This window comes from Cupriavidus sp. 05T313, from assembly GCF_056396665.1.
In genome coordinates, this window is sequence record NZ_JBFTLX010000245.1 from 1 (window position 1) to 10757 (window position 10757).

Annotated in this window: 8 protein-coding genes; 7 read left to right on the forward strand and 1 reads right to left on the reverse strand. The window is 64.5% G+C overall.

What is annotated here, in order from left to right; genetic code table 11:
- A partial coding sequence (locus AC1DKD_RS33880) for a cyclic nucleotide-binding domain-containing protein (protein ID WP_477144241.1) occupies positions 1–469 on the reverse strand: 469 nt, incomplete at its 3' end.
- 286 nt (positions 470–755) lie between these two features.
- Here AC1DKD_RS33880 and AC1DKD_RS33885 point away from each other — a divergent pair.
- From AC1DKD_RS33885 to rbfA, 7 genes are all read left to right on the forward strand, one after another.
- Positions 756–1514, forward strand: coding sequence for a sulfite exporter TauE/SafE family protein (locus AC1DKD_RS33885; protein WP_441632181.1), 759 nt, complete (start codon positions 756–758; stop codon positions 1512–1514).
- A gap of 586 nt (positions 1515–2100) precedes the next feature.
- On the forward strand, positions 2101–3153 hold the full coding sequence (scpB, locus tag AC1DKD_RS33890) for an SMC-Scp complex subunit ScpB (protein ID WP_441632183.1): 1053 nt from the start codon (positions 2101–2103) through the stop codon (positions 3151–3153).
- A gap of 5 nt (positions 3154–3158) precedes the next feature.
- Complete coding sequence (rluB, locus tag AC1DKD_RS33895; RefSeq protein WP_477144242.1) at positions 3159–5141, forward strand: 23S rRNA pseudouridine(2605) synthase RluB; 1983 nt, start codon at positions 3159–3161, stop codon at positions 5139–5141.
- Positions 5142–5473: 332 nt separating this feature from the next.
- Entirely contained in the window at positions 5474–5962 is a 489-nt protein-coding gene (gene rimP / locus AC1DKD_RS33900; protein ID WP_441632187.1) for a ribosome maturation factor RimP, read from the forward strand.
- A complete protein-coding gene (gene nusA / locus AC1DKD_RS33905) occupies positions 5959–7434 on the forward strand; it encodes a transcription termination factor NusA (RefSeq protein WP_477144243.1) in 1476 nt (491 codons plus the stop codon). The genes rimP and nusA overlap by 4 nt, the downstream gene beginning before the upstream one ends.
- Positions 7435–7528: 94 nt before the next feature.
- Positions 7529–10429: a translation initiation factor IF-2 gene (infB, locus tag AC1DKD_RS33910; protein ID WP_035867869.1), complete on the forward strand. Its 2901-nt coding sequence runs from the start codon at positions 7529–7531 to the stop codon at positions 10427–10429.
- Positions 10430–10491: 62 nt separating this feature from the next.
- The coding region (gene rbfA, locus AC1DKD_RS33915) for a 30S ribosome-binding factor RbfA (RefSeq protein WP_477144244.1) at positions 10492–10757 on the forward strand (266 nt) is incomplete at its 3' end.

A 10757-nucleotide genomic window follows, 5' to 3' on the forward strand; every position in this document is an offset into this window, starting at 1 on the left:
AGCCCAGCGTGATCAGCATCACCTGGTCCTGCGAGATTTCCTTGCTCATCAGCCGCATGAACTGATGTTGCAACGACGGGAGCGCACCGGACAGCGACTGGAGGTCGCCGAAGCGCACCACGCAAACTTCGGTATCCTCAAGGGCGGTGGCGTCGGACGCGTGCTGCATTTCGCCAAGGCCGTCGARCCCGACGACTTCGCCGGGGAGGTGGAAGCCCGTGATCTGCGAGCGGCCATCTTCCATCGTCAGGTGGGTTTTGAGCGTGCCGAAGCGGATCGCATAGACGGCGGTGAGCGGATCGCCGAGGCGGTACAGGGTCTCGCCCTTGCGTACGCGCACGCGCTCCTGCACCAGCGAATCCATTTTTTCGAGGTCCTGCTGCGACATGCCGACGGGCAGGCAGAGCTGTCCCAGCGAGCAAGTGGAGCAGCGGGGCGACATCTCGGTAATGGGAATGGATGTTAGCAATTGGGGCCTGTCGGTTTAGCGCAATCACTCAAGCGCGTGTGGCAGGCGCATTGAGTTGAAAGCTTGACGTTGAGAGCTGTCGGTTGGAAGCGCTATCCACATTAGCCTGGCGCGGGTCTGGCGGGGCCTGCCATCTGCGTGGCGCCGCCTGCCGTGCCCGTCGTCATGATTTGCGATTGCGCGGATGTGCGCGGGCGCTGGGCTTCATGTTGATAGCGCCTCTTGGAGTCGCGGGGGCGCGTAGGGCGCATTTTACCGCGCCAGGCGATGTGATTGGGAGGAGAAGTTGACCGTAGGCGTGCTCTTCAGCGTTTTTACCCTGGCTTTGCTAGGTGGTGTGCATTGCGCGGCCATGTGTGGCGGCATTGCGCTTGCGGCCGAGCAAGGCGGCACGGCCCGTGTGCCGGCCACCATCCTGCGCCGGCCAGGCCACTGGCTGCTCGAACTCCTGGTGATGCATGCCGGGCGGCTGAGCATGTATGCGCTGTTGGGCGCCTTGCTGGGTACCCTGGGCGCCGGTGTGTGGAAGGCCCAGTACTTGCCGCTGCAGCGCTGGCTGTTCGGAATCGGCAGCATGATGCTGGTGATGTCGGGATTATGGATGTTGCGTGGGCGCGCCGTGGGGGCTGGCTGGCTGGAGCGGTTTGCCGCGCGCGGCGCTGGCGGTTTGCTCCGTTTTCTTGCCGCCGTGGGCGTGCGCCTGGCGCCCTTGGGCCTGCCACAGGGGCGGCTGCTGCGCCGCTACGGCATGGGGCTGGCCTGGGGGCTGGTACCATGCGGCATGGTCTATGGCGCCCTGGCGATGGCGCTGCTGGCCGGGAACGCCCCTTCGGGTGCGCTGGTGATGGCCGTGTTCGGACTGGGCACTTTGCCAAACCTGTTGGTTATCTCGGGCCTGTCCGGCTACCTCAGGCAGTGGTCGCGCCGCCCGGCGGTACGTACCCTTGCCGGTTTGGCAGTGGCTGCCTTTGGTGTCGTCGGGGTGGCGCGCGCGCTGCTTTTGCCAGAGACRCTGGCCGCGCACGGCTTCTGTCTGGTCTTCTGATACGCCGCTTCATGGCGCATTACGCACTTTGTCGGGCAGATGCCTGTGTGAATCGGTTGCAGGTTTGCCAGGGAATGCCATACAATCGCAAGAACAGCGATATCGCGCAGCGTATTTCATCGTGGCATCGTCAGGTAGCATTCGCACTCGGGGATGCATGCCAGGAACCCTCCAGCACGTATTACCGCCAGGGACCGTTCCCAATCCGCCGTCCGGTTCAAAAGATTATTTGGTTCAAAAGACCAGCCACGGCAGGGCGGGGTGAAATAGGCCAAGCAGGCCCGATATCCGTATTTTTCTTGCACCCGGAGCGACGGACGTCGTGCCGGACAGGTCCGCCACATCAGGGGGAAGGCGCGACGCAAGGGCTCCGTCGACCGGCAGGTAAAGCCGGTGGCCGGGCGATCTCCTGCCGGGCAGGTCCGGCACCCGATGCAAAAAAGAAAGCGCACGACTGCATGCATCAAGCATTGTGGTTGGCTGCGCGGTCAGATGGCGGTGGCAATTCCAACCGCTGAACCCGCAATCTCCAGTGCGTCCGGGTTTGTCCGGGGCGCAGGTGCAAAGACAGGCTGCACGCAATCACATGAATACCCAAGAGGCGAAGATCGTCCTCGAGACCGCGCTGATTTGTGCGCAGGAACCCTTGCGCGTCAATGACTTGCGCCGGCTTTTTGCCGACGACGTCGGTGCCGACACCATTCGGGTGCTGCTGGAAGAGTTGCGCCGCGACTGGGAGCAGCGCGGCGTGGAACTCGTGGCGCTGGCCAGCGGCTGGCGCTTTCAGAGCCGCCCCGTCATGCGCGAATACCTGGACCGGCTGAATCCTGAAAAGCCGCCGAAATATTCCCGCGCGGTCATGGAGACGCTGGCGATCATCGCCTACCGGCAGCCGGTCACCCGGGGCGATATCGAGGAAATCCGCGGTGTTGCGGTGAGCACCGAAGTCGTGAAGAAGCTCGAGGACCGTAGCTGGATCGAGGTGATCGGCTACCGCGACGTACCGGGCCGGCCGGCCTTGTACGCTACCACCAAGAACTTCCTTGATGACCTTGGCCTGCGCTCGCTAGATGAGTTGCCGCCGCTGGAGGATGTCCAGGCGCAGACGCAAGCCGCGCTGCTGAACCAGGAGCCCATAGATTTCGAGGCCCTGGGCACTGTGCCCGCTTTGCCGGCCGGAAGCGACGAAGAAGCGTTCGCGGAGGCCGGCGAGGAGCCTGCGGGCGGCGCTGGCGCTGCCGTCGCCGATGTGTCCAATGCTGGCGAATTGACCCGCTCCGTCCCCGGTGTCCTCGATGCCGGTGCCACGGATGGCATCGCCGAACTGGTGGAAGCATTTGAAAAGAAGGACGCCTCGGTGCAAGCGCAAGCCGTGCCCGAGGCTGAAGTACCCGCGGTGTCCGAGCCGGATGATGGGCCGGAGAGCGAACTGGTGTCCGCCGGGCCCATGGGGGCGCGGCTTGACGGCACAGCCGTGGAGGATGCCGTCGACGACGGCGAAGCAAATGAGCAAACGGAAGCACCCGCCAACGGTTACCACGAGCAAGTGGCCTCCGGCGAGCAGGAGTCCGAAGTCCCGGGGGCGTCCAAGACGAATCCGGCGCACCCCAGCGAGCACGACGAGCGCGTGTCCAACTGAACACCATGCAACATCCGAATGTGAATACCTTGTCCGATTCTGTTGATCAAGACGTCCGCCAGGCGGATACGCCGGCCGGCGATGCCGGCAATGGCGCCGAAGGCGCGCCGCGCCGCAAGGGCCTGCGCCGTGGCCTGCGCAATCTGGTGGCCACGCGCCGCCAGGCCACGCAGGACCGCGATGGCGGGCGTGCCGCGGAAGGCGATGCACTTGCCTTCGCTGGCGGTCCGGACGCGGGAGCCGCACCGGACGCGCAATCCGCGCGTGGCGATGGCGTGAGAMAGGGGCGTACGCGCGGCAAGCGCAAGCCCGCCGAAGGCGAGTCCGTGCAGGCCGGCGAGCAGCAGGGCGAACGCCCGGCGCCGCGAGGCCGCCGCGCGTTCGGCGGCGACACTGCCGAAGGTGCGAGCGAAACCGGCGGCGAAGCCGCTGGAGAGCGCCAGCGCGACGGTGCCCGCGCCAACTCCAACGGCGCGCGCAAGCGCAAGCCGCAGCAAGGCCAGCAGCCGCAGGGCGCGGCCAGGCGCGGCAGTGCCGAGGGGCAGCAGGGTGGCCCGCGCCAGGCAAGCAAAGGAAACAAAGGCAGGGGCGGCACGCAGCGCCAGGCTCCGGGCGTGCCCGAGAAGGCCCCCGCGGCTGCAGCCGCAGGTGGCGAAGACCTGTTTCGTTTCGTCATCTCCGGCCAGTACGACCAGGAAGATACCAGCGGTGTGCGTGCCAAGGTAAAGCCGGTGCGCGAGCTCTCGGCCGATGACGATGCGCCCAAGCTGCACAAAGTGCTCGCCGAGGGCGGCCTGGGTTCGCGCCGCGAGATGGAGGAGCTGATCCTGCAGGGGCGCGTTTCTGTCAATGGCCTGCCGGCCCATATTGGACAACGCATCCTGCCGGCCGATCAGGTCCGCGTCAACGGCAAGCTGATCCATCGCCGTGTGTCGACCAAGCCGCCGCGCGTGCTGCTTTACCACAAGCCGGCGGGCGAGATCGTCAGCCAGTCGGATCCGGAAGGCCGTCCGACCGTGTTCGACAGCCTGCCGCGCATCAAGGCAGGGAAATGGGTGGCCGTGGGCCGCCTGGACTTCAACACCGAAGGGCTGCTGATCTTTACCTCCTCGGGCGATATCGCCAACAAGTTCATGCATCCGCGCTACGGCGTGGAGCGCGAGTATGCGGTCCGCACGCTGGGCGAGCTGGCGGAGGCGGATCGCCAGCGCCTGCTGCATGGCATCAAGCTTGACGATGGTGAAGCCAATTTCCTGCGCATCGCCGACGGCGGTGGCGAGGGCATCAACCACTGGTATCACGTCGCGCTGACCGAAGGCCGCAATCGCGAAGTGCGCCGCATGTTCGAGGCCGTCGGCCTGACCGTGTCGCGCCTGATTCGCACCCGGTACGGTCAGTTCCTGCTGCCCCGCGGCCTTAAGCGCGGCCGCTGGCAGGAACTCGCCGCGGATGACGTGCGCGCGCTGATGGCGTCCATCGGCCTGAAGGCGCCCGGCAAGGGTGATGGCGGCCCCAGAGGTGGCACCAAGGTGGGTGGTCGCCAGCAGCGCACCGAGGCAGCCATTGCCGGCATGCCGATGCCGACCGGCATGGATGGCCTGCCGCGCGTCAACAGGAACAATGGCCCGCGCGGTAGTGGCGCAGGCCGGGGTCAGCCAGATCCGATGCAGACCTCGATGGGTTATATCGGCGGCCCGACGCTGCTCACCTCGCATACCACGAAGTTTGGCGGTGGCGCGGCGGGTTCCCCGCGTGGTCCTGGTGGTCCGGGGCGCGGCGGTGGCCGGGGCAGCCGAGGCACGAACGGACCCATGGGCCCGATGGGTGGTATGGGCGGTATGGGTGGCATGGGTGGCATGGGTGGCGGCCAAGGCCGTTCCCAGCGTCGCGGCGGTGGTGAAGCCAACGGCAATGTGATGCCGCAGGCTGGCAAGCCCAGTGGCAATCGCCGTCCTCGCGGCGGCGGTGGCCGCGACGGCAATCGCTAAAGCGAGGGAAGGCAGTGCGCGCGGGGCCGGCCACGCAAGGAAAAGCGCGGCCCGGGCCGCGCCCCTGGCAAGCCAAGTCCTGGTGCCTTTGCCTTTTGCATCGCGACAGCGTATAATCCAAGTCTATTCAAAAGTCATCCTGTAAAAGGGTGGGCGAATGATGGGCATTGCGCCCATTTTTTTTTGCTTCGCCCGTTTCGTGTGCTTGCCGTGTTTCACGGCGCGCCGGTCGGGATGGCTGGCAGGCAAGCAGGCTGCAAGCCGCCAACAAAGGCGGCCGTGCCGGTGGGCTGGGTCTGCCACGGTATTGATGGCCATTATTCGGGAATACAGTGCATCTGGCAGATTTGATCGAAACCACCCTTAACGGCATGGGGTACGAGCTGGTTGAGCTCGAGCGCGCTCCGGGCGGACTCATGCGCGTCTATATCGATCAGCCTGAAACCGGCATCGTCATTGAGGACTGCGAGAAGGTAAGCCGCCAGCTTACCCACGTGCTGACCGTCGAGAATATCGACTACGAGCGCCTCGAAGTGTCCTCGCCGGGGCTGGACCGGCCGCTGAAGAAACTGGCTGACTACGTCCGCTTCGCGGGTCAGGAAGCCAGGGTCACGCTGCGCCTGCCGATCAATGGCCAGAAGAATTTCGTCGGCATCCTGCAGACGCCCACCGGCGAGCCGGGGGCGGAGCAGGTCGGCCTCGAGTTCGAAGGCCAGAATGGCACGGCACTGCTGGAATTCGCCATATCCGATGTCGATCGCGCACGCCTGGTGCCGGTGATCGACTTCAAAGGAAATCAGAAAAAAGGGAACAAGCAATGAGCCGCGAAGTTCTGTTGCTCGTCGATGCGCTTGCGCGTGAGAAGAACGTCGACAAGGATGTGGTATTCGGTGCGCTGGAAGCGGCACTCGCTTCGGCAACCAAGAAGCGCTTCGAGGAAGACGTGGACATTCGCGTCGCCATCGATCGCGAGTCCGGTGAGCACGAGACGTTTCGTCGCTGGCTTGTGGTCCCCGATGAACAGGGCCTGCAGGAGCCGGACAAGCAGATCCTCATGTTCGAGGCACGCGAGCAGAATGCGGACATCGAGCTGGATGACTTCATCGAAGAGCAGATCGAATCGGTCGAGTTCGGCCGTATCGGTGCGCAAGCCGCCAAGCAGGTGATCCTGCAGAAGATCCGCGACGCCGAGCGCGAGCAGATCCTCAACGATTACCTCGATCGTGGCGAAAAGGTCATGACCGGTACGGTCAAGCGTGCCGACAAGAAGGGCCTGATCGTCGAGTCCGGCCGCGTGGAAGCGCTGCTGGCCCGCGACCAGATCATTCCGAAGGAAAATCTGCGCACCGGYGACCGYGTRCGSGCKTATATCCTSAATGTGGATCGCRCCGCACGCGGCCCGCAAATCGAGCTGTCGCGTACCGCGCCCGAGTTCCTGATCAAGCTCTTCGAGAATGAAGTGCCGGAGATGGAGCAGGGCCTGCTGGAGATCAAGGCGGCTGCCCGTGACCCTGGCGTACGCGCCAAGATCGCCGTGGTGGCGCATGACAAGCGCATCGACCCGATCGGGACGTGCGTTGGCGTGCGCGGCACGCGGGTGACCGCGGTCCGTAACGAAATCGGCGGCGAAGCGGTCGACATCGTGCTGTGGTCGGAAGACCCAGCGCAGTTCGTGATTGGCGCGCTGGCGCCGGCACAGGTACAGTCGATTGTTGTCGACGAGGAAAAGCACAGCATGGACGTGGTGGTGGACGAGGAAAACCTCGCTGTCGCCATCGGCCGCAGCGGTCAGAACGTACGCCTGGCGTCCGAGCTGACCGGCTGGCAGATCAACATCATGACGCAGGAAGAATCGGCGCAGAAGCAGGCCGAGGAAAGCGACGTGGTGCGCAAGTTGTTCATGGCCAAGCTGGACGTGGACGAAGAAGTGGCTGACATCTTGATCGACGAAGGTTTCTCCACGCTGGAAGAAGTGGCCTATGTGCCCATCAGCGAGATGTTGGAGATTGACGCCTTCGATGAAGATACCGTCAACGAGCTGCGCAACCGCGCACGCGATGCGCTCTTGACGATGGAACTGGCCCGGGAAGAAAAGGTGGAAGAGGTGTCGCAGGATCTGCGTTCGCTCGACGGCCTGACCCCGGAACTGATCGGCAAGCTGGCTGAAGGCAATATCCACACGCGTGACGAACTGGCCGAGCTGGCCGTCGACGAACTTGTCGACATGGTTGGTCTCGGCGAGGAAGACGCCCGCGCGCTGATCATGAAAGCACGGGAACATTGGTTTAACTGAGGGACACGCTCACGTAACGCTTTTTCAGGCTACCTGAGCGCGCATTCCGCACACGACTGTCCCGACGTATAAACCGAGCATTGAAAGGGTTTGAATGGCAAGCACAACAGTTGCCCAACTGGCCGCAGAACTGAGCCGCAGCGCAGCTGCCCTGCTGGAACAATTGCAGGCAGCTGGGGTGGGCAAGGTGACGCCTGACGACATCATCACCGAATCCGACAAGACCAAGTTGCTGGATTACCTCAAGCGTTCGCACGGGGCGGCCGATGACAGCGCGCGCAAGAAGATCACGCTGACCAAGCGTGAGACTTCCGAGATCCGCCAGGCTGATTCCACCGGCAAGACTCGCACGGTGCAGGTCGAGGTGCGCAAGAAGCGCGTCCTGATCAAGCGCGACGAGGCTTCGCCCGAGGGCGCCGATGGCCACGACGTGGCCGACCTGCAGGTCGATGCGGCCGAGCAGGCGCGCCAGGAAGAGGAAGATCGTCAGCAGGCCGAGTTGCTGGCACGCCAGGAAGCCGAGTCGAAGGCACGCCAGGAGGCGGCTGAACGCGAGGAAGCCGAGCGCCGTGCCAAGCAGGAAGCACTGGAGGCGGAAGAACGCCGCCAGGCTGAGCTCGCCGCCCGCAAGGCGGAAGAGGAAGCCGCTGCCCTGCGCGCCGCCGCTACCGCCAAGGCGCCGGAAGACGACGACTCGCGCAAGAAGGCCGAGGACGAAAAGGTCCGTCTGGCCGCCGAGCGCGCTGCCGCGCAGAAGGCCGCCGACGATGCCAAGCAGGCTGCCGACAAGGCGCGTGCAGAGCAGGACGCAGCGCGCAAGCGCCGCGAGGCCGCCGAAGCCGAGGCGCGAGCCATTCAGCAGATGCTGAATGCGCCGGCGCGCGTGCTCAAGGCGCCGTCGGAACGCAAGGCCGAAGAGAAAAAGGCCGAGCAGACCGGTACCCTGCACAAGCCGGTCAAGGCACCGGGCACCGAAGTCAAGAAAGACGACAAGAAGCCCGCAACGACGACGACCACCGCCACCACCACCGTCGACAAGAAGACCGGCAAGGTAGTGAAGGCTGGTACGTCCTCGACCTGGCAGGACGAAGGCTCGAAGAAGAAGGGCAGCGGCCTGAAGACTCGCGGCGATTCGTCGGGTGGCGTTGGCGGCTGGCGCGGCGGTCCGCGCGGTCGTGGCAACCGTCACCAGCAGGATGATCGCGGCACCAATTTCCAGGCGCCGACGGAACCGGTGGTGCGCGAAGTGCACGTGCCGGAAACCATCTCGGTGGCGGATCTCGCCCACAAGATGGCCGTCAAGGCATCCGAGGTCATCAAGCAGATGATGAAGCTCGGCCAGATGGTGACCATCAACCAGGTGCTGGACCAGGAAACCGCCATGATCGTGGTGGAAGAAATGGGCCACAAGGCGTTTGCCGCCAAGCTGGACGATCCGGAAGCGCTGCTGGTGGTGGGTGGCGAAGACCACACCGACGCCGAGCAGCTGCCGCGTCCGCCGGTGGTGACCGTGATGGGTCACGTCGACCACGGCAAGACCTCGCTGCTGGACTACATCCGTCGTGCCAAGGTGGCGGCGGGCGAAGCCGGCGGTATTACGCAGCACATCGGTGCCTACCATGTGGAAACCGAACGCGGCGTGATCACCTTCCTGGACACCCCGGGTCACGAGGCCTTCACGGCCATGCGTGCCCGTGGCGCCAAGGCAACCGACATCGTGATCCTGGTGGTGGCGGCCGACGACGGCGTGATGCCGCAGACGAAGGAAGCTATCGCCCACGCCAAGGCGGCGGGCGTGCCCATCGTTGTGGCGATCAACAAGATCGACAAGCCTGAAGCCAACCCGGACCGCGTCAAGCAGGAACTGGTGGCCGAGCAGGTGCTGCCGGAAGAGTACGGCGGTGATTCGCCGTTCGTTCCGGTATCCGCCAAGACCGGCGCGGGCATCGACGATCTGCTGGAGCAAGTGCTGCTGCAGGCCGAAGTGCTGGAACTGCGCGCTCCGGTGGATGCCCCGGCCAAGGGCCTGGTGGTGGAAGCCCAGCTGGACAAGGGCAAGGGCCCGATCGCGACCATTCTGGTCACCAGCGGCACGCTCAAGCGTGGCGACGTGGTGCTGGCTGGCAGCGCATACGGCCGTGTCCGTGCCATGCTGGACGAAACCGGCAAGCCGACCAAGGAAGCGGGTCCCTCGATTCCGGTCGAGATCCAGGGCCTGTCCGAAGTGCCGGCCGCCGGTGAAGAAGTCCTGGTCCTGCCGGACGAGCGCAAGGCGCGCGAAATCGCGCTGTTCCGCCAAGGCAAGTACCGCGACGTCAAGCTGGCCAAGCAGCAGGCGGCCAAGCTCGAAACCATGCTGGAGCAGATGAGCGAAGGCGAAGTGCAGACGCTGCCGTTGATCGTCAAGGCCGACGTTCAAGGTTCGCAGGAAGCGCTGGTGCAATCGCTGCAGAAGCTGTCGACCGAAGAAGTGCGCGTGCAGATCGTGCACGGTGGCGTGGGCGGCATCTCGGAGTCGGACGTCAACCTGGCCACGGCCTCGAAGGCGGTCATCATCGGCTTCAACGTGCGTGCCGATGCTGGCGCGCGCAAGCTGGCCGAGAACAACGGCATCGATATCCGCTACTACAACATCATTTACGATGCGGTAGACGAGATCAAGGCGGCAATGTCGGGCATGCTGGCTCCGGAAAAGCGCGAAGTCACGCTGGGTACGGTCGAGGTGCGCCAGGTATTCCGTGTGCCGAAGATCGGTGCGGTGGCTGGCTGTATGGTCACCGATGGCATGGTCAAGCGTACCGCCCTGGTGCGGGTGCTGCGTAACAACGTGGTCATCCATACCGGCGAGCTCGATTCGCTCAAGCGCTTCAAGGACGACGTCAAGGAAGTCAAGCAAGGCTTCGAGTGCGGTTTGTCGATCAAGAACTTCAACGACGTTCAGGAAGGCGACCAGCTCGAAGTGTATGAAATCACCGAGGTGGCGCGCACGCTGTAAGGCGTGTTGCGGGCGGCGGGCCAACTGGCCCGCCGCTGCCCTTCTCGACAGAAGCGTATTGAATGGCCAAGAAAGGCAGTATCTCCTCCCGTAATCTCCGGATTTCCGACCAGATCCAGCGCGACCTGGCCGAGATGATCCAGCGTGAGCTGCGCGATCCCCGCCTGGGGCTCGTCACACTGCAGTCGGTCACGCTGACCCCCGACTACGCGCACGCCAAGGTGTACTTCACTGTGCTGGCGGCCGACGCCGCGGAAGTGGAAGGCATCCTCAACGAAAAGTCCGGCTACCTGCATTCGCTGCTCTACAAGCGGCTGCATATCCATAC